The organism is Ruegeria sp. AK4, from assembly GCF_056541025.1.
Genome location: NZ_JBQFXS010000003.1, coordinates 319,611 through 337,433, shown reverse-complemented (window position 1 = coordinate 337,433; position 17,823 = coordinate 319,611). Strand labels below are relative to the sequence as shown.

Below are 17,823 nucleotides of genomic sequence, written 5' to 3'. Positions count from 1 at the left end.
GCCTCCTACCCGGTTCGCGCCCGCTTGGCAAAGCCCGCCTTTGGGCTTAGATCGGGGTTTATGGCAAAGAACAAATTCCACGATGGCCCCGGCCCGTCCCAACGGCAACTGCGTGTCGGCGAACTGATCCGCCGCACCCTGTCCGAGGTTCTGGCGCGCGGAGATGTCCACGACCCCGACCTGAACCGCATGTCGATCACCGTGGGTGAGGTGCGCACCTCGCCCGATCTGAAGATCGCCACCGCCTATGTGCTGCCGCTGGGCGGCAAAGGGCAGGAGGATGTGATCGAGCTGCTCGCCCGCAACAAGGGTGAGCTGCGGCGCATGGTCGGCAAGAAGGTCGGCCTGAAATTCTCGCCCGATCTGCGGTTTCGTCTGGATGACACGTTCGACCGTCTGGACGACACCCGCCGCATGTTCGAACAGGACGCGGTGCGCCGCGATCTGGACGAGTGATCCGAGCGTTTCTTGCCTGCGGCCTCGCCCTGTGGGCGGTGCAGGCTGGCGCGGTGACCTGCGAAAAGCTGACCCATCAGAACAAGCGCTATACCATCTGCGAAGTCGACGCCGCCGAGGATTTGCGCCTGTTCCTGAACGGCGACGATGGCGAGGTGCTGGGCCATTTCTCCTCGGTGAACGAGGCGCTCGAGCCCGAGGGCAAGCGCCTGGCCTTTGCGATGAACGCGGGCATGTATCACGACGACCGCTCGCCCGTGGGACATTATGTCGAGAACGGGCAAGAGCAGATGCGTGTCATTTCCAATCCCGGCCCCGGCAATTTCGGCCTGCTGCCCAACGGGGTGTTCTGCATCCGCGACGGTCGCGCCGATGTGTTCGAAACGCTGGATTTCGTCGATCAGGCCCCCGAGTGCCGGTTCGCCACCCAATCCGGCCCAATGCTGGTTATCGACGGGGAATTGCACCCGCGCTTCCTGCCCGACTCGACCTCGCTTTATGTGCGCAACGGTGTGGGCACCAGTGCCGATGGTACGCGCGCGGTGTTTGCGATTTCCGAGGATTACGTGACCTTCCACGAATTCGGCAGCCTGTTTCGCGATGTGCTGGACACCCCGAACGCGCTGTTCTTCGACGGTAACATCTCGCGCATGTATGACCGTGCCGGCAACCGGTCGGATCTGGGGTTTTCGCTGGGGCCGATTGTGGGTGTGGTCGAAGATACGCCAGCAAATTGACAGTGCTCGGGTGATCCGTTAACCCGCGCGCCTTGGCAAGATTCTGGGTGACACATGGGACGCAAACGCAAAGGTCGCGACATTTCCGGCTGGCTGGTGGTGGACAAGCCTGCGGGCATGACCTCTACGTCGGTGGTCAACAAGGTACGCTGGGCGATGGACGCCAAGAAAGCCGGCCATGCGGGCACACTGGACCCCGAGGCAACCGGCGTTCTGGCCGTGGCTTTGGGTGAGGCGACCAAGACCGTTCCCTACATCACCGACGCGTTGAAAGCCTACACCTTCACCGTGCGTCTGGGTCAGGCCACCAATACCGACGATGCCGAGGGCGAAGTGATTGCGCAAAGCGATGCGCGCCCCTCGGATGACGATATCAAAGCCGCCTTGTCCCCGTTTCTGGGTGAGATCATGCAGGTGCCGCCCAAGTTTTCCGCCGCAAAGATCGACGGCCAACGCGCCTATAAGCTGGCCCGCGATGGTGAGGATGTGGAACTTTCCGCCCGCCCCCTGTGGGTCGAGGAACTGGTGCTGGTCGACCGCCCCGACGACGACCATATCGTGCTGGAAATGACCTGTGGCAAGGGCGGCTACGTCCGCTCGATTGCCCGCGATCTGGGGGCGGCGCTGGGATGCCACGGGCATGTGAAAGAACTGCGCCGCATCTGGTCCGGCCCGTTCGAGGCCGAGGACGGGCTGTCCATCGAACAGATCGATGAAATGGCCAAGACCACCGCGCTGGACGACTATCTGCACCCGCTTGAAACCGGCCTGTCGGACCTGCCCGAGCTGAAATGCACCCCCGAAGGCGCCACCCGCCTGCGCAATGGCAATCCGGGCATGGTGCTGGCCTCGGACGTGGACTATGGCGATGAGGCCTGGGCCTCGCTGGACGGCAAGGCCATCGCAGTCGGCATCTACAAATCCGGCGAATTGCATCCCAGCCGGGTCTTTGTGGACCCCACCTGACCCGGGCGTCAGGCGGCTGGCCGCAATGCCTGCCCCAGCCTGAGCACTTCGGATACCAACAGGTCCAGATCCTCGGTCCGGGTGCGGTGGTTGTTGACCGCAACCCGCAGGCAGTGAGAGCCACGCACGGTTGTATCGGACACAACGGCAGTCCCTTCCTCCTGCAGGTGCAGCATGATTTCGGTGTTGATCTGGCGCAGGGCGTCATCGCTCAGACCACCGGGATCGTAGCGGAAACAGACGATGTTGATCGAGGTCGGAAACATCAGCTTCAACGCATCCTGCGCCTCGATCAAACCCGTCAGATACTGCGCTTTTTCGATGTCCTGATCGATGAGCCTGCCGAATTTCTGGACCCCATGCTCGCGCAGCGACATCCAGACCTTCAGCGCCCGGAACCCGCGCGTGGTCTGGATGCCGTAGTCGTGCAGAAACGCGGCCCCGGCAACGCCCCGCGACTGTGGTTCCAGATATTCCGGCTTCAGCGTAAATGTCCCGTGATGCGCATCATGATCGCGGACAAGGGCACAGCCGACCTCGAACGGGGCATGCAGCCATTTATGCGGGTCAAGCGCCACGGAATCCGCCCTTTCGATTCCGGCGACGCGCCAGCGGTTATCGGGCGCAATCGCGATCAACGCGCCAATGCAGCCATCGACATGGAACCAGAGCCCCTCGTTCCGGCAGAACGCACTGATTGCGTTCAGGTCATCAACCGCCCCGGTATTGACGGTTCCGGCGGTGGCGATGACGCAGGCGGGGTTCAGGCCGTCTTCGCGGTCCTGCGCGACCATCCGGGCCAGGGCATCCAGATCCATCGTCAGGTCGTCCCGCGTGGGCACCCGGCGCAGGGCGGTATTGCCAAGGCCAATCGTCTCAAGCGATTTCTGGTGGCAGCTGTGCATCTGCTCCGACCCGTAATAGCGCATCGGCCGCTCCATCGCGGCCACACCGTCCTGCCGCATGTCGATGCCGGACTGCACATTGCGCGCCACCGTCAGGCCAATCATGTTGGCAACGCTGCCGCCGCTGGTCAGCGTGCCGCTGGACCCTGCGGGCAGCCCGATCATTTCCCGCAGCCAGTCGACCACCTGCCGGTCGATCAGGGCCGCCGCGTGGTTGCCGCCACCCAGGTTCGAGCCCTGCACGGCGGCCAGAAAATCCGCCATTGCGCCGGTGAAATTGCCCGCGCCCATGTACCACGCCCAGAACCGGGGATGGATATTCCCCATCGGATAGGCCATCACGCGGGCATTGACGTCGTCCAGAACATCGCCCAGCGGCAAGCCCTGCTGCGGCGCGGGGGTTTCAAAGCCTGCGCGCACGTCCTGCGGCATGTCCTGCCAGATGGGCCGGTCGCGCACATCCCGCGTGTGGTCCAGCGCCATGTCCAGCATTTCATGCGCCAGTTTGCGCGTCTGCTCCCAATCGGCAGGGTCAAGTGTTTCGAAAGTCATTAAAAGCCCCCCAATGCACGTTCAAATGCCGGCAACCTAGCACATTTCGCCCGTCCGGACATCGGCCCTTGTCAACGGGTCCGAAACCGGACAAACCCGGATCATGATCACCCGTTCCCACACCAAGGGCGACGCGCCCTCGACCGCCGTGTATTCCGATTGCGAGCACTACCGCTACAGCCTGACCCGCATCTGGGACGCGGCCGAGCGCAAGGCGTTGTTTGTGATGCTGAACCCCTCGACCGCAACCGAGGTGCAGAATGACCCGACCGTCGAACGCTGCGAACGCCGCGCGCGGGCGCTGGGGTTCGGGGCGTTTCAGGTGACGAACATCTTTGCCTGGCGCGACACCGACCCGCGCAAGATGCGCGCCGCCGCCGATCCGGTGGGGCCTGCGAATGACGCGGCCATTCTGGACGGTGTCGCATGGGCCGATCAGGTCATCGCTGCATGGGGCACCCATGGCGCCCATCTCGACCGGGGCCCGGCGGTGGAATCCTTGCTGCGCGGCACTGGTCAGCCACTGTTCCATCTGGGTCTGACCAAGGACGGGCACCCAAAGCACCCGCTCTATATCGCCTATACCCAGCAGCCCGAGCGATGGTGACAAAAGGTTAACCACAGACTCAACCTGGCTTTGACCAGGGGCTTGATCACATGGGATATTTCCCCGGGGCAGTACGCTTTCGGAGGGTTCCCATGTTTCTGGCCGGATTGCTTGGACTGGCCGCCATCGGCGGCGCGGCATATGCGATGAGCGATGTGTTCGTCTCAGACGAAGACGCCGATGACAATATGCCAGAGGATGATACCGAGGCCCCGATGACCGAGGGCGAATATCTGGATATCGGCGAAAATGTCGACGAACCGGCGGACGCGGATGCGGCTGATGTCTCGACCGGAACGATCCTGTCGGAGTTCAACGGCGATTTGGTCATTGCCGGCAGCGACGGGACGGATGTGCTGACCGGGCAGGACGGTGTCGATCAGATCAACGGCTACGGGGGCGACGACTTTATCACCGGCGGCGGCGGCGACGATGTGTTGCACGGGGGCGGCGGGGAGGACACGATCTCTGGCGGACAGGGGGACGACGTTCTGCATGGCGACGCGGGTGATGACGCTCTGACAGGGGATGAGGGCGAGGATACCCTCTACGGCCATTTCGGCGAGGATCACCTGAACGGCGGTGCCGGCGACGATGCGCTCTATGGCGGCGCGGATGATGACACTCTGACCGGATGCAAGGGCGACGATGCGCTGCAGGGCGGCTTTGGCGATGACACCCTGTCCGGTGGCGAAGGCGAGGATGTTCTGTTTGGCGGCGACGGTGACGACTTGCTGCTTGCCAACGATAGCGACGGCGCGACCGATTTCCTGAACGGCGGCGCGGGTGACGACACCATTCTGGCTGGCGGCGGCGATGTTGTGGATGGCGGGCAAGGCGCGGATGAGATCGTGCTGGGCGCACAGCAGGAAGAAGTCACGGTCATGGGGTTTCAGCCCGGGCAGGACAAGCTGCTGGTGACATGGGAAGCCGAGGAGGACCCCGAGATTCAGATCAAAACCGACGCAGAAAACCCCAACCTGACCCATGTTCTGATCGACGGTCAAAGGGTGGCCAACCTGTTCGGGGCCGAAGGGATTGCAGCTGACGACATCCAACTGATAACCGAGGCGCAGCTGACGCAATACGGACAGGTGGGCTGAGCCCACAGAATCCCTTTGCCATTCACGCCAAAAGCGCCTATACGCGCCCATCCGCATCGGAATCGGTGCGGTTTTCTCCATGGGCCTGTGCTGGACGACATCCCGGCCTGCGCCATCAACCTCAACCTTTTCAAAGGAGACCCCGATGTCGATCACTGCCGCTGAAAAAGCACGCGTCATGAAAGAATTCGCAACCAAGGACGGCGACACCGGTTCGCCTGAAGTCCAGGTTGCCATCCTGACCTCGCGCATCACCACCCTGACCGAGCACTTCAAGACCCACAAGAAAGACAACCACGGTCGTCGCGGTCTGCTGAAAATGGTCGCCCAGCGCCGTAAACTGCTGGACTACCTGAAAGGCAAGGAAGAAGCGCGCTATCAGGACCTGATCAAAAAGCTGGGCATCCGCCGGTAAGAGCTTTTTCGTTCGTTTCAGACGCCCGCCAAACCGGCGGGCGTTTTTCGTTTTCGGAACCCGTTTCCCGCGCGTGGTTTGAATGCAAGCCTTCAAGTCCGTTCCACATCGCACCGCACCGGCAACCTGCTCTGCGCCATCCGGCGGCAACCTAAACAACGGTGTTCCGAACCAAAGACCAACCGATAAGACTGCCCCGTCACCCCGGCGGGAGAATCCTTGACTCGCATGGGGCAAATTGCGCCTCATGAACCATCCGATTTCTTGAAAGTGATTGATGAGGACATAAAAACGTGCTCGGCCACGAAATTCTGGAACTTCTGGGTGCCTCGTCACTGATCGTGATTATCCTGTCAGTGTTCTGGAAAGGCGACGATGCGGTCTCGCCCGAGTTCAGGGCCGACATTTCCGAATGGCTGCTGCGCCTGAAGGCCCCAAAGGCAAACAGCCCGGTCGGCACGGCGGTCATGGGGCTGTTTGTCCGGGTGTTCGGCCCCAGGCACTGGACCCTGCGATGTTTCCTCGCGTCTTGTCTGGTGTCCTGGCTGACCTTTGCCCTTTGCTATCTCTACTTCTTTGTCACGGAAGAGCGTTACTTTGCCTCGGACTTCGGGCTGAATGTCATCGGTACCGGTGGAGTTTTGACGTTTTTCCTGATCATCAACCCGGTCATCGACTACCTTTCCCTGTTTTGCACCCGGTTCATTATTCAGAAAATGGCCAGTGGGAAATTACCGGTTCTGGTCGCAATCATCGTCGATTTTTTGGCCTCATATTTTTCCTACCTGATCATATTCGGACTGACCGCTTTTGCGGTGCTGTCCTTCGATCCGGTTTACATGCGCAGTATCCTTGACGCCCTGAGCCAACACAATTTCGTCGAAGTACCGTCGCTTCTTCAAAATCAGGTTGGCGTTTTCATCGCCATCATCCTTGTCTCATCGTATGTTTCCAGCATGTGGCTTTGGGCTGCAGCGCTCGGGACTTTAGCGATACGCGTCTTGTCCCGAAGCACAAAACTGATTTCCACGCTTCAATATGTGCTGCCGGTCAATGAAAAACCCGTCAGAGCAATGGGCATTGTGGCGTTTATGCTCTGTCTGGTCACGATGATCGGTGTGTCGGTGGCGTCCTGGGTATCGCGATTTGTCTGACGCGTTCCTCTGACAGGAGCGAACTGTCCCTGTAGAGCCGTCAAAGAAAAAACGCCCACCGCGGGGGTGGGCGTTTTCTGTTCATCAGGGTTGTTGGCTACATCTTAGCCTTCTCTGATTTCAGCGCCAGCCACAGGCAGTAGCACATGATCAGAACAACCAGCGTGAACGGGATGCCGGTGGATACCGCCGCGCCTTGCAGGGCGCTCAGCCCGCCGCCCAGCAGCAGCGCAATCGCCACGAGGCCTTCCAGCGTACACCAGAACACGCGCTGCACCACCGGCGCATCCATCTTGCCGCCTGCGGTGATCGTGTCGATCACCAGCGAGCCCGAATCCGACGAGGTGACGAAAAACACCACAATCAGGACCAGTGCGATCGGGGCCACGATGCTGTAAAGCGGCAGTTCTTTCAGGAAGCCGAACAACGCGCCTTCGGGGGCGTAGCTGTCGATCACCGTGGCACGTACACCTTCGGCTCCGCCTGCGTTCAGCATGTCGATGGCGGCACCACCAAAGGTCGACATCCACAGCGCGCAGACTGCGGTGGGGGCCAGCAGCGCACAGAGGACAAACTCACGCACCGTGCGGCCCTTGGAGATGCGGGCAATGAACATGCCGACAAAGGGCGACCACGCGATCCACCAGGCCCAGTAGAAGGTCGTCCAGCCATGGAAGTAACTGGTATCCTCGCGCCCGAACGGGTTGGACAGGGCTGGAAGATGCGTCACGTAATCCACCATGACGTTGAAGTACCGTGCGATGGCCGTGCCGACACCGGTGACGACGATCACGAAGATGAACAGGCCCACGGCCATGATCATGTTGATCTCGCTCAGCCGTTTGACGCCTGCATCCATGCCCATCAGGACCGAGCCCAACGCGATCAGCGTGATGCCGATGATCAGCAGGACAACCACGGTCGGGCTGGGTTCGATCCCGAACACTTCGTTCAGGCCAGCCGCAACCTGCTGCGCGCCCAGACCCAGCGATGTTGTCAGACCGAACAAGGTGGCAAATACCGCCAGCGTGTCGATGATATGACCCCACCAGCCCCAGACCCGTTCGCCCAGGATCGGGTAGAAGGCCGACCGCAGGGTCAGTGGAAGGTCAAGATTATAGGCAAAGATCGCAAGGCTCAGGCCGACAGCGGCGTAAACCGCCCAACCTTCAAGGCCCCAATGGTGGATCGTACCGACGACGCCTGCGTATTCATTTCCCGGCACTGCGATGTCGATGCCCAGCGGCACGGCGTTGCCGTCTTCGGCAAAGTTGTAATAGACTGGCTCCATCACGCCGAAGAACAACAGCCCGATGCCGATACCGGCGGCAAACATCATCGCGATCCATCCGGCATAGGAATAGTCCGGCTTGGCATCCTTGCCGCCAATCCTCACCTTGCCGACAGGCAGAACGATGAGCACCAGACAGAACAGGGTGATGGCATCGACCGAAAGCACGAGGAACCAGTCAAAGGTGCTGGTCAGCCAGGGTCTGAGCCACCCGAAGAATGTCGCCGCAGCCTCCTGATTGGCCAATGCGATCAGAACGAACGCAAAGATCAGGATACTGGAAATCAGAAAAACCGGGTTGTGAATATCAAGACCGAACGGCCTGACATTGTCCTGCCCCAACTCGTACTCGGTTTCAAAGTCATAGACGCGTGGATCGGGATCCAGCATTTTCTTGGTCTGAGCCATTCGAATGCCCCTCTGTTCGCCAGGTGCAAACGCCAAGGTATTCGGTCAACCGACGGACAGTGAGTGTTCTACCCCCTTGGCGTGTTTCCGTCTTTTCGACCGCGGGTTCAGTGGTAACAGCCTACACGGACATCAAAATTTCACAAAACGCATTCAATTTTGATAATGTTAGCGCACGAGATCAATACCGCAACCTGCAATACATTCCACGCCGGGTCCGCTCACCTCTTTCAAAAGGTCTGTCAAGTCGCTAAGCCTTCAATTCTGAATTCGAATTAAACCACTTCAGCAATTTTACCCCGCCCAACGTCACCGTATTCTTAGCCGAGTTGAGGATTTCAATGCGTTTTTTACTGTCTCTAGCGATGATGCTTTTAACGGCCTGCTCTGCGGACCTTCTATCACCCGAAGCACTGTCGTCCAAAGTCGCTCAAGCTTCGACCTCAGAATTGTGCGCTGCCTATTTTCAGACGCAGACCACGTCTCGCGGCAAACTAATGATCGAGGCGGAACTGGCCGAACGAGGAGTAAACCAGTGCATTTTGGGTAACTACGGTCAACTCAGCCTGTCGACTGCTGGAAAGACGGTTTACGCAAGGCCCACCGCAACCGGCTTGGACCGGTACGATTGCGGCGATTTTCCAAACGGTGCAGTGGCCCAGAAGTTCTTTTTGGCTTCCGGAGGCCCGCTCTCGGATCCACATAATCTTGATGGGGATGGCGACGGACTGGCCTGTGAGTGGCGCGCGCAAATCAGCAGGATTTCGACATATCGCCGACCCAAGCCCACCGTCAGGCGGACCTACTCCAAATGCTATACAGGTCCGCGCGGTGGAACCTACACGATAACGGCAAGCGGCAATAAGAACTACAACGGCTGTTAGACCGAACGCCTTCTACTGCCTTATCCCTTCCCTTCCCGCGCAATCTCATGTATGCGCGCGTTATCTTGAGACGTTGTGCCCTGACCCCGGCACTCGAATGGAAGATAAACTGGGGTCGGCGGCAATGGGGCCGCCATGCAAACCGGAGACCCGCAGGGGCGGGAGTGCTCCGTTCTAGGATACGCATATGTTTGATGTAACGAAGAAATCAATGCAGTGGGGCGAGGAAACGCTGACACTGGAAACCGGCAAGGTTGCCCGTCAGGCTGACGGCAGCGTGATTGCCACGCTGGGCGAAACCAGCGTCATGGCAAACGTGACCTTTGCGCGGGCGCAGAAACCCGGTCAGGACTTTTTTCCGCTGACCGTCCACTATCAGGAAAAATACTATGCCGCCGGTAAGGTTCCGGGCGGCTTTTTCAAGCGCGAGGCGCGCCCGACCGAGAAAGAGACGCTGACCGCGCGTCTGATCGACCGTCCGATCCGCCCGCTGTTCGTTGACGGTTTCAAGAACGAAGTTCTGGTGATGTGCACCGTGCTGTCCCACGATCTGGTCAACGATCCCGACATCGTTGCGATGATCGCGGCCTCGGCGGCCCTGACCATTTCCGGCGCGCCGTTCATGGGCCCGATTGCCGGTGCCCGCGTTGGTTTCGAGGATGGCGAATACGTCCTGAACCCGACCGTAGACGACATGCAGGACCTGCGCCTGAACCCCGAACAGCGTCTGGACCTGGTCGTGGCCGGCACCAAAGACGCCGTGATGATGGTGGAATCGGAAGCGTACGAACTGTCCGAGGCCGAAATGCTGGGCGCCGTGACCTTCGCGCATGAGCAGATTCAGCCGGTGATCGACCTGATCATCTCGCTGGCCGAAGAAGCCGCGAAAGAGCCGTTTGAATTCGAAGCGCCCGATTACTCGGAGCTTTCCGCTGCTGTTGCCGCTGCCGGTGAAGAGCAGATGCGCGCCGCCTTCGCGATCACCGACAAGCAAGAGCGCACCGCCGCTGTTGCCGCTGCCCGTGAAGCGATCAAGGAAGCGCTGACCGAAGAGCAGCTGGAAGACGGCAACCTCGGCTCGGCCATGAAAAAGCTGGAAGCCGGCATTCTGCGCGGCGACGTCGTCAAGGGTGGCAAGCGGATCGACGGTCGCTCGACCACCGATATCCGTTCGATCGTTGCCGAAACCTCGATGCTGCCGCGGACCCACGGGTCGGCCCTGTTCACCCGTGGTGAAACCCAGGCGCTGGCCGTGACCACGCTGGGCACCGGTGACGATGAACAGTTCATCGACGCGCTGCACGGTAACTTTAAATCGAACTTCCTGCTGCATTACAACTTCCCTCCGTATTCGGTTGGTGAAGTTGGCCGCGTTGGTGGCCCGGGCCGTCGTGAGATCGGCCACGGCAAGCTGGCATGGCGCGCCCTGCAGGCGGTTCTGCCTGCGGCAACCGACTTCCCCTACACGATCCGCATCGTGTCCGAGATCACGGAATCCAACGGATCAAGCTCGATGGCGTCGGTCTGCGGCGGTTCGCTGTCGATGATGGATGCCGGTGTTCCGCTGAAAGCACCAGTTGCCGGTGTGGCCATGGGTCTGATCCTGGAAGATGACGGCAACTATGCCATCCTGTCGGACATTCTGGGTGACGAAGACCACCTGGGCGACATGGACTTCAAGGTCGCGGGTACCGAAAACGGAATCACCTCGCTGCAGATGGACATCAAGGTTGCGGGCATCACGCCCGAGATCATGGAGAAAGCCCTGGCGCAAGCCAAGGACGGCCGGATGCACATTCTGGGCGAGATGGGCAAGGCGCTCTCCGAGACCAACGAATTCTCGGTCCACGCCCCGCGCATCGAGACCATGAACATCCCCACCGACAAGATCCGCGAAGTGATCGGCTCGGGCGGTAAGGTCATCCGCGAAATCGTCGAAGTGTCGGGTGCCAAGGTCGATATCAACGACGACGGCGTGATCAAGATCGCCTCGCCCGATGGTGAATCGATCAAGAAGGCCTACGAGATGATCCACTCGATCGTCGCCGAGCCGGAAGAGGGCCAGATCTACACCGGTAAAGTGGTCAAGATCGTCGACTTCGGTGCCTTCGTGAACTTCTTTGGCAAGCGCGACGGTCTGGTCCACGTGTCCCAGATCGAAAACCGCCGCCTGAACCATCCCTCGGACGTTCTGAAGGAAGGTCAGGAAGTGAAGGTCAAGCTGCTGGGCTTTGACGATCGTGGCAAGGTGCGCCTGTCGATGAAAGTCGTCGATCAGGAAACCGGCGAAGAGATCGTGCCCGAGAAGAAAGAAAAGAAAGAGGAAAGCGCAGAGTAATCTGTTCTTCTTTCGACTAACGAAAGCCCCCGTGGAAACGCCGGGGCTTTTTTGGTTTTCCACTTCTGGATCGATTGACCGCGCGGGTTACGAACAAACCAACGATGATAAGCCAGCAAAAATTATGGGCTAAAGCGGACGCCACTATCCGAACAGTTTCAACTTCTGGTAGCGATGTTCTTTCTTATCACCAATCCGGCTAATCCTAATGCAAGGAACCATGCGGACCCAGGTAAAGGCACCGGAGCTATGTCAGTTGTTACGTTGGCGGTCGCCATGAAGCGAAAAGCCTCATTCGTGCTATCACGCAAACCCGGATTCGGATGCCTAGCACTTGGATCCCATTCAATTAGTTCGATGAAAGCAAACTGATACGCTCCGGAAAAACTGAAAGTCGTGTCGTTTCCTCCAAATGTATCTGGAGTCATATATATCTGCAGAACGGTTTCGACACCGTCAGTGGGAAATGTTCTTCCTGTTACTGGATCTGAACCGGAAGCATTAACAACTCCGAAGAAAATTTCAAATACGTCGAAATAGATTTGGTCATTGGATCCCATAAGATCGAAAATGCCAAACGAATTTCCAATCGAGGTCAGAAGTGGAGAGCTGGTCAGGTCAGTTCTGGAAATTCGAAAATCGTTCAGCATCGAAACCGCAAGAGGACCCGCAACGAAGTCCCCAACAAAGTTTCCACTACTGTCATAACCTTGCAAAAGGCCAGTCGTTCCCGGGTATTCATAGCGGGCGCTGTAAAAACTGGCTCCGTTTCGAATATCTGTCCCAACGGAAATGTCCGAAGGGATCGTAGCTTGAAACTGAAATTCAGAAGGGGAAACCACGTTGACTAGATCGTTACTGGACGCTGTATCTACAACCACCGGCCCGTTGGCAAAATAAGTGACAGTTCCAGCCACGGCAGTATTCGACAATGCCAGAACAGCACCCGCGACACTCAGAATAGAAATAACCGTTTTGCTCGCAACGACTAAACTCCCGACATGAAAACTTGCTAACAATTTAAGAATACTAGGTGGGATCCGTCAAATCTGTCAAATCAAGTGGCCTACGTTGACCAAAAATTAACAAGCAGTTGGCGCAATTTATCCGACAGAACGCTTCTTGCGCTCTAAGAGAGATGACCTGCAAAAAAGATTCTGTCGGTGCCTTTCGAACCTTTTTGACTGCCGGTCAATGCGCCACCCCGGACGGCTCATATTTCCATCCCCGCCTGACGCGAGGTGGCAGTTTCACTGTCGGTGCCAAGGGTGAGGAGCGTCAGATCGAAAACTTCGACGACGCCCTCTTTGCGCTTCAGAAAATGGCTACGCCGCGCTGGCGTCGCCCCAATGACGCGGGAAACTGGGGGATCGTGTCGGGTCGGGAATGGCGGCGCATGGAGCGCAAAGACTTGTAGCGGAAACCGCCACACGCCATGCGGGAGGGTGGGAACCGGCTGGTTCTCACCTGTCCCACCGACCCCGGTTTCAACCGGGTTTTTTTATGTGCCCTGACTTCGCCACGCCCAAGTAAACCAATTCTTAACACTTATAGGTTGAGTTGACTCAAAATTTATTAAATCGTCTCATTTACCGGGATGCTGTTCGACCGTGGCCTCGATAACCGCCTTTGAAATCAGCGCTGACCCCTATTCCAACCGCTCCGTTGATGTTCAGAATGGCTATAACGTCGAGATCACCGACAATGACGCGCTTCTGCAAAAATCCGACAGCGACGGGAGCCAGCAAATTGATCTGAGCGGGCTGCCCAATGGGCTGGGCTCGACCCAGTCTTTCAGCACCTTCGAAAGCTACAGTGGCGAGGTCAACGGCACGCCGGTCACGTTCATCCTGATCCAGTTCTCGAACCCGCGCTATATCATCGTCACCTCGGGCGATGTTGCGCTGGGCGACACGATCTCCGACACCAGCTTTGAGGCCCCCAACGCCCCGACCACCGGGTACAATACGCTGCCCTCTTTCGTCTGCTTCACCTCGGCGTCGCTGATCCTGACGCCATCTGGGGACCGCCTGATCGAGACGCTGCGCCCCGGCGATCTTGCCGTCACCGCGGACGGCACTGCCCGTCCCGTACGCTGGATCGGCCGCAGTCACCTCTCGGTGCAGGAATTGCGGCACCAACCGCATCTGCGTCCCGTCCAGATCCAAGCAGGCAGCCTGAGCGCAAACAGTCCCAGCCGCGATCTTCTGATCTCACCCCAGCATCGGATCGCCGTCTCCTGCTCCCGGATGGAGTTGATGTATTCCGAACCGGTGATGCTGGCCCCGGCCAAAGGGCTGATCGACGGGCATTCGGTTGTGCAACTGACGCCCGATCAGGGGGTCGACTACATCCACATCCTGTTTGACCGGCACGAGTTGGTGAATGTGAACGGGGCCTGGTCTGAATCCTTCTACCCCGGCGCATGCACCCTCAACGCCATGGCCCCGGACACTCAACGCGAACTGTTCACGCTGTTTCCCGAGTTGATAGACGGCCCAAGAGCATACGGTCCGACGGCCCTGCCTGTCCTGAAAACATTTGAAGCCCGCATGCTGCGACCGGATTTGATTGCCCGGCCGGACCAAACCTGCCCGCACAAGGAAAGCGCCCGCGCCGCGTGACGGTTTGCACCTAAAAGCGCCGGTCCGGCATAAACCTTGGTCCAATTCCCCCGTTTTCAACCGAAATCCAATCGCACCGGCGCGGCGCCCCCACCACCTGGATCACATCGAACCGCACAAAACAGGAGATGTGACATGGAAAACCTCAAACTGCTGACACTCGCCGGTCTGATCGCAACCGCACCGGTTATCGCTTTGGCCAATGTCGGGATCGGCGAGACGCTGGGCACCACCGAGGCTGAAATCCGATCCGTGCTGGAAACGCAGGGATACACCGTCGAAGAGATCGAGTTCGAAGATGGCGAGATCGAGGTTGAATTCACCAAGGATGGCGTGGAAACTGAACTGGTTCTGAACGATGAAAGCGGCGTGGTGACGGCCATCGAAATCGAGCAGGACGACGACTGACCGCGCGACCCTGAAGGAGCCTCATGAAGATATCTCAGACGTCTTTACTGTGGCTCCTGCTGGTGGTGCAGGCCCTCTGCGCCGCCTTTTTTCTGACCGACGCGCTGATGGACTGGACCGGAGGCGACAGCGGCGGGTTCCGGCATCTGCATCAGTTTGAACTGCTCCTCGCGCTGGCCTTGATAGCGGGGCTGGGAACAACGATTGCGCTGATCAGGGCGCAGACCCGGCGGGTGAGCGACCTGCAGCGCCAGCTTGGTGTGGCCTGCGGTGCACTGGCGCAGATCATCGAGCATCAGTTTGACGAATGGCGGCTGAGCGCCGCCGAACGCAATGTCGCCCTGCTGACCATAAAGGGCCTGTCCATCGCCGAAATCGCCCGGCTGCGGCAGACTAAAGACGGCACGATCAAAGCCCAAAGCGCCGCTGTCTACCGCAAGGCAGGGGTAACGGGCCGCCTGCAGCTTCTGAGCTTTTTCGTGGAAGAATTGTTGTCCGACCCCCTGCTGGACGCGGTAGCCCCACCCGAACGCTGACCGGCATTTTCAATCGCGAAACCATGCCCTCACACCGATCCAAAAACCTGTGACCTGAAGTGATGGCCGCACCCCTTTCCTTTGTCCCGGACGCCCCCAAGTCTCAATCAGGAACCCCACGGATCGAAGGACAAAAGCATGGTTAACCGTCTCACTCTGGCCGCCGCATCCCTGACCCTCGCGGCCTCTGCCGCCACAGCCCAAAGCCTGACCGACGGGGCCTATGTTCAGGGATTTATCGGTTACAGCCAGCTTCAGGACAGCGACTTTTCCGGATCGATCGGCGGTGCGAACCAGACCGTCGATACGGATTTCGATTCAGGCTTTGGCCTCGGCGTGGCAATCGGCCGGGAAATCCCGCAATGGTCGACCGAAAACATCGGCACACGGATCGAGCTGGAGCTATCCTACCGCGACAATGATGTGGATGGCGTCAGCTTTTCCGGCAATGGCCCGACCCCCGAAAACAATATCTCGGGTGACGTCACGCAAACCTCCTTGTTTGCCAATATTCTGTTTGATTTCAAACGCGACGGCCCGCTGACCCCTTATGCCGGGTTTGGTCTGGGGGTGACCTATTCGGATTTCGATATTTCCTACGGGCCCGGCGTGCTGCTGAATGACAACGACACCAATTTCGCCGCTCAGGCCATCGCCGGTGTCGCCTATGACATAAGCGCGAACACCGCGTTCACCATCGACGCCCGCTATGCCCGCGCCTTTGACGTCTCAACCGACCGGCTGGCCCCGAACGGCGCATCAACCGGGTCCGTCGAGGATGATCTGGATACGTTCAGCCTGAATTTCGGACTGCGCTACGACTTCTGATGCCACAGGGCGAAGTGTTTCTCTCCGGTTTCGCTTCCCCCGCCTGCCCCCGTGTTCTATGCACGGGGGCATGCGATCTTTCATCATCCATATGTCCTCCAGCACGGCCCGGCGTCCCAATGCCGAGCAACTGTGCAAAGACCTGCCAAATGCCGAACTGTTCGAGGCTGTGAACGGGCGTGACCCGGACCAGATCGCCGATACCCGCGTGCATCTTGGAACATTGCACCGCCCGCAATATCCGTTCGCGCTGCGGCCCGCCGAAATCGGCGTGTTCGAAAGCCACCGCCGCATCTGGCGCAAAATGGTGGACGAAAAGATCGACCTGGCGATCATTACCGAAGATGACCTGCGCATAGATCCCGCCCGCATGAATCGGGTTCTGACCATGCTGCAGCCCATCGCCACACCGGATCACTATATCCGGATTCCGGTCAAACAGCGGGAAATCGCCTCCAAAACCATTGCCGAACAGAACGGGCTGCGCCTGATCCTGCCGATGGTCATCGGCCTGCAATGCGTCTGCCAGATGGTCGGACGCCGCGCCGCCGAACGCCTGCTGAAAGCCACGGACGAGATCGACCGCCCGGTGGACACATTCCTGCAAATGCACTGGCTGACCGGTCAGCCGATCCACACCCTGCTGGGCAGCGGCAACCGGGAAGTGGCCGGGGAAATCGGCGGCTCGACCATTCAGACGCGCCCGCCGCTCAGCGACAAGCTCACGCGCGAATTCAAACGCGCCGCATATCGGAGCAAACTGTACCTCTACCCCCAGCGCCCGCCTGCTTCATCTGGCTGAAAATATCCTCGGGGGGAATCGCGCCCCTGGGGCGCGATGGGGGGGCAGACAGCCCCCCTGACCCGGCCCGCCTTATGACGGGGCCTTGGTCTTGCGCAGATAGGGAAAGATCGTCTCGAACTCGCCGAATTTCTCTTTCGCCTCGTCATTCGACACCGCAGGCGGGATGATCACATCCTCGCCCGGCACCCAGTTCGCCGGGGTCGCGACGCCCTTGGCCGACATTTGCAGCCCGTCCAGCGCGCGCAGAATCTCAGCAAAGTTGCGGCCCACGGTCATCGGATAGGTCATCGACAGTTTCAACTGCTTGTCCGGCCCGATGATGAACACCGACCGCACGGTGGCGCTGTCCGCCGGCGTGCGGCCATCGGGCAGATAGGCCTCGGCGGGCAGCATGTCAAAAGCCTTGGACACCGCCAGACCGTCATCGGCAATGATCGGGAAACCGGGATTAGCGTTGCCATAGGCCTCGATATCCTTCTTCCATTTCTTGTGGTCCTCGACCCCGTCGACGGATACACCCATCACCTTGGTGCCCCGCGCCGCCCATTCGTCGTTCAACTGCGCGACGGCGGAAAACTCGGTGGTGCAGACCGGGGTGAAATCCTTGGGATGCGAGAACAGGATGGCCCAGCTGTCCCCGATCCAGTCGTGGAACTGAATGGTGCCCTGATCCGTTTCTGCGGTGAAATTCGGGACCGTGTCATTGATGCGCAAACCCATGGTGCATCTCCTCTGCTGATTTTAACCTGAGTCGGTTGCCGACAAGGTAAACACTTTGGGCCATTGTTAAAGCACCCCGGCGCGAA

General features: G+C 59.3%; 19 protein-coding genes. 15 read left to right on the top strand and 4 right to left on the bottom strand.

The annotated features are described in order from the left end of the window. The first annotated feature begins 60 nt into the window (after positions 1 to 60). Genes rbfA through truB form a run of 3 tightly spaced genes read left to right on the top strand, consistent with a single transcriptional unit; the run spans position 61 to position 2,159 of the window. Positions 61 to 456, top strand: coding sequence for a 30S ribosome-binding factor RbfA (gene rbfA / locus ACR0EZ_RS08065; RefSeq protein WP_010438628.1), 396 nt, complete (start codon positions 61 to 63; stop codon positions 454 to 456). Further along, on the top strand, positions 453 to 1,193 hold the full coding sequence (locus ACR0EZ_RS08060; RefSeq protein ID WP_480612137.1) for a phosphodiester glycosidase family protein: 741 nt from the start codon (positions 453 to 455) through the stop codon (positions 1,191 to 1,193). The genes rbfA and ACR0EZ_RS08060 overlap by 4 nt, the downstream gene beginning before the upstream one ends. Before the next feature lie 54 nt (positions 1,194 to 1,247). Further along, positions 1,248 to 2,159, top strand: coding sequence for a tRNA pseudouridine(55) synthase TruB (truB, locus tag ACR0EZ_RS08055; protein ID WP_480612136.1), 912 nt, complete (start codon positions 1,248 to 1,250; stop codon positions 2,157 to 2,159). Between the two features lie 8 nt (positions 2,160 to 2,167). Here truB and ACR0EZ_RS08050 read toward each other — a convergent pair whose 3' ends face one another. Beyond that, a complete protein-coding gene (locus tag ACR0EZ_RS08050; protein WP_480612135.1) occupies positions 2,168 to 3,616 on the bottom strand; it encodes a pyridoxal phosphate-dependent decarboxylase family protein in 1,449 nt (482 codons plus the stop codon). Positions 3,617 to 3,719: 103 nt separating this feature from the next. On the opposite strand from ACR0EZ_RS08050, the gene ACR0EZ_RS08045 reads away from it, so the two are divergent. The 4 genes from ACR0EZ_RS08045 (at position 3,720) to ACR0EZ_RS08030 (ending at position 6,895) form a co-directional block, all read left to right on the top strand. Then, positions 3,720 to 4,223 (top strand): DUF1643 domain-containing protein, encoded by a 504-nt coding sequence (locus ACR0EZ_RS08045; RefSeq protein ID WP_480612134.1) that lies wholly within the window; start codon positions 3,720 to 3,722, stop codon positions 4,221 to 4,223. A 92-nt stretch (positions 4,224 to 4,315) separates the two neighbouring features. Continuing rightward, complete coding sequence (locus ACR0EZ_RS08040; RefSeq protein ID WP_480612133.1) at positions 4,316 to 5,326, top strand: calcium-binding protein; 1,011 nt, start codon at positions 4,316 to 4,318, stop codon at positions 5,324 to 5,326. A 145-nt stretch (positions 5,327 to 5,471) separates the two neighbouring features. Next, complete coding sequence (gene rpsO, locus ACR0EZ_RS08035) at positions 5,472 to 5,741, top strand: 30S ribosomal protein S15 (RefSeq protein WP_008757925.1); 270 nt, start codon at positions 5,472 to 5,474, stop codon at positions 5,739 to 5,741. A 293-nt stretch (positions 5,742 to 6,034) separates the two neighbouring features. After that, positions 6,035 to 6,895 (top strand): hypothetical protein, encoded by an 861-nt coding sequence (locus ACR0EZ_RS08030; protein WP_480612132.1) that lies wholly within the window; start codon positions 6,035 to 6,037, stop codon positions 6,893 to 6,895. 97 nt (positions 6,896 to 6,992) lie between these two features. Here the strand turns inward: ACR0EZ_RS08030 and ACR0EZ_RS08025 are convergent, their stop codons facing one another. Beyond that, entirely contained in the window at positions 6,993 to 8,594 is a 1,602-nt protein-coding gene (locus ACR0EZ_RS08025; RefSeq protein WP_480612131.1) for a BCCT family transporter, read from the bottom strand. Positions 8,595 to 8,935: 341 nt separating this feature from the next. Here ACR0EZ_RS08025 and ACR0EZ_RS08020 point away from each other — a divergent pair, with 341 nt between their 5' ends. Then, positions 8,936 to 9,478, top strand: a complete 543-nt coding sequence (locus ACR0EZ_RS08020) for an excalibur calcium-binding domain-containing protein (protein WP_480612130.1) — start codon at positions 8,936 to 8,938, stop codon at positions 9,476 to 9,478. A 187-nt stretch (positions 9,479 to 9,665) separates the two neighbouring features. Further along, on the top strand, positions 9,666 to 11,816 hold the full coding sequence (pnp, locus tag ACR0EZ_RS08015; RefSeq protein WP_480612129.1) for a polyribonucleotide nucleotidyltransferase: 2,151 nt from the start codon (positions 9,666 to 9,668) through the stop codon (positions 11,814 to 11,816). 158 nt (positions 11,817 to 11,974) lie between these two features. Here the strand turns inward: pnp and ACR0EZ_RS08010 are convergent, their stop codons facing one another. After that, positions 11,975 to 12,835 carry a hypothetical protein gene (locus tag ACR0EZ_RS08010; RefSeq protein ID WP_480612128.1) on the bottom strand — a complete coding sequence of 287 codons (861 nt, stop codon included), beginning with the start codon at positions 12,833 to 12,835 and terminating at the stop codon, positions 11,975 to 11,977. Between the two features lie 119 nt (positions 12,836 to 12,954). Here ACR0EZ_RS08010 and ACR0EZ_RS08005 point away from each other — a divergent pair, with 119 nt between their 5' ends. The 6 genes from ACR0EZ_RS08005 to ACR0EZ_RS07980 all read left to right on the top strand — a co-directional run bounded on the left by ACR0EZ_RS08005 (position 12,955) and on the right by ACR0EZ_RS07980 (position 17,014). After that, positions 12,955 to 13,233: a hypothetical protein gene (locus ACR0EZ_RS08005; protein WP_480612127.1), complete on the top strand. Its 279-nt coding sequence runs from the start codon at positions 12,955 to 12,957 to the stop codon at positions 13,231 to 13,233. Between the two features lie 193 nt (positions 13,234 to 13,426). Then, positions 13,427 to 14,440 carry a Hint domain-containing protein gene (locus ACR0EZ_RS08000; protein WP_480612126.1) on the top strand — a complete coding sequence of 338 codons (1,014 nt, stop codon included), beginning with the start codon at positions 13,427 to 13,429 and terminating at the stop codon, positions 14,438 to 14,440. A gap of 135 nt (positions 14,441 to 14,575) precedes the next feature. Beyond that, positions 14,576 to 14,848 carry a PepSY domain-containing protein gene (locus ACR0EZ_RS07995; protein ID WP_480612125.1) on the top strand — a complete coding sequence of 91 codons (273 nt, stop codon included), beginning with the start codon at positions 14,576 to 14,578 and terminating at the stop codon, positions 14,846 to 14,848. 23 nt (positions 14,849 to 14,871) lie between these two features. After that, complete coding sequence (locus tag ACR0EZ_RS07990; RefSeq protein WP_480612124.1) at positions 14,872 to 15,384, top strand: helix-turn-helix transcriptional regulator; 513 nt, start codon at positions 14,872 to 14,874, stop codon at positions 15,382 to 15,384. A 138-nt stretch (positions 15,385 to 15,522) separates the two neighbouring features. Further along, positions 15,523 to 16,212, top strand: a complete 690-nt coding sequence (locus ACR0EZ_RS07985; RefSeq protein WP_480612123.1) for an outer membrane protein — start codon at positions 15,523 to 15,525, stop codon at positions 16,210 to 16,212. Positions 16,213 to 16,282: 70 nt separating this feature from the next. Next, positions 16,283 to 17,014, top strand: a complete 732-nt coding sequence (locus ACR0EZ_RS07980) for a glycosyltransferase family 25 protein (protein WP_480612122.1) — start codon at positions 16,283 to 16,285, stop codon at positions 17,012 to 17,014. A 72-nt stretch (positions 17,015 to 17,086) separates the two neighbouring features. Here the strand turns inward: ACR0EZ_RS07980 and ACR0EZ_RS07975 are convergent, their stop codons facing one another. Then, a complete protein-coding gene (locus ACR0EZ_RS07975) occupies positions 17,087 to 17,737 on the bottom strand; it encodes a peroxiredoxin (protein WP_480612121.1) in 651 nt (216 codons plus the stop codon). Positions 17,738 to 17,823 lie beyond the last annotated feature (86 nt).

Coding starts and splice junctions, on each gene's coding strand:
- ACR0EZ_RS07980 (WP_480612122.1), top strand. CDS start 16,283: ATGCGATCTTTCATCATCCATATGTCCTCCAGCACGGCCCGGCGTCCC.
- ACR0EZ_RS07990 (WP_480612124.1), top strand. CDS start 14,872: ATGAAGATATCTCAGACGTCTTTACTGTGGCTCCTGCTGGTGGTGCAG.
- ACR0EZ_RS08005 (WP_480612127.1), top strand. CDS start 12,955: ATGACCTGCAAAAAAGATTCTGTCGGTGCCTTTCGAACCTTTTTGACT.
- ACR0EZ_RS08020 (WP_480612130.1), top strand. CDS start 8,936: ATGCGTTTTTTACTGTCTCTAGCGATGATGCTTTTAACGGCCTGCTCT.
- pnp (WP_480612129.1), top strand. CDS start 9,666: ATGTTTGATGTAACGAAGAAATCAATGCAGTGGGGCGAGGAAACGCTG.
- ACR0EZ_RS07975 (WP_480612121.1), bottom strand. CDS start 17,737: ATGGGTTTGCGCATCAATGACACGGTCCCGAATTTCACCGCAGAAACG.
- truB (WP_480612136.1), top strand. CDS start 1,248: ATGGGACGCAAACGCAAAGGTCGCGACATTTCCGGCTGGCTGGTGGTG.
- ACR0EZ_RS08025 (WP_480612131.1), bottom strand. CDS start 8,594: ATGGCTCAGACCAAGAAAATGCTGGATCCCGATCCACGCGTCTATGAC.
- ACR0EZ_RS08050 (WP_480612135.1), bottom strand. CDS start 3,616: ATGACTTTCGAAACACTTGACCCTGCCGATTGGGAGCAGACGCGCAAA.
- rbfA (WP_010438628.1), top strand. CDS start 61: ATGGCAAAGAACAAATTCCACGATGGCCCCGGCCCGTCCCAACGGCAA.
- ACR0EZ_RS08040 (WP_480612133.1), top strand. CDS start 4,316: ATGTTTCTGGCCGGATTGCTTGGACTGGCCGCCATCGGCGGCGCGGCA.
- ACR0EZ_RS07985 (WP_480612123.1), top strand. CDS start 15,523: ATGGTTAACCGTCTCACTCTGGCCGCCGCATCCCTGACCCTCGCGGCC.
- ACR0EZ_RS08045 (WP_480612134.1), top strand. CDS start 3,720: ATGATCACCCGTTCCCACACCAAGGGCGACGCGCCCTCGACCGCCGTG.
- ACR0EZ_RS07995 (WP_480612125.1), top strand. CDS start 14,576: ATGGAAAACCTCAAACTGCTGACACTCGCCGGTCTGATCGCAACCGCA.
- rpsO (WP_008757925.1), top strand. CDS start 5,472: ATGTCGATCACTGCCGCTGAAAAAGCACGCGTCATGAAAGAATTCGCA.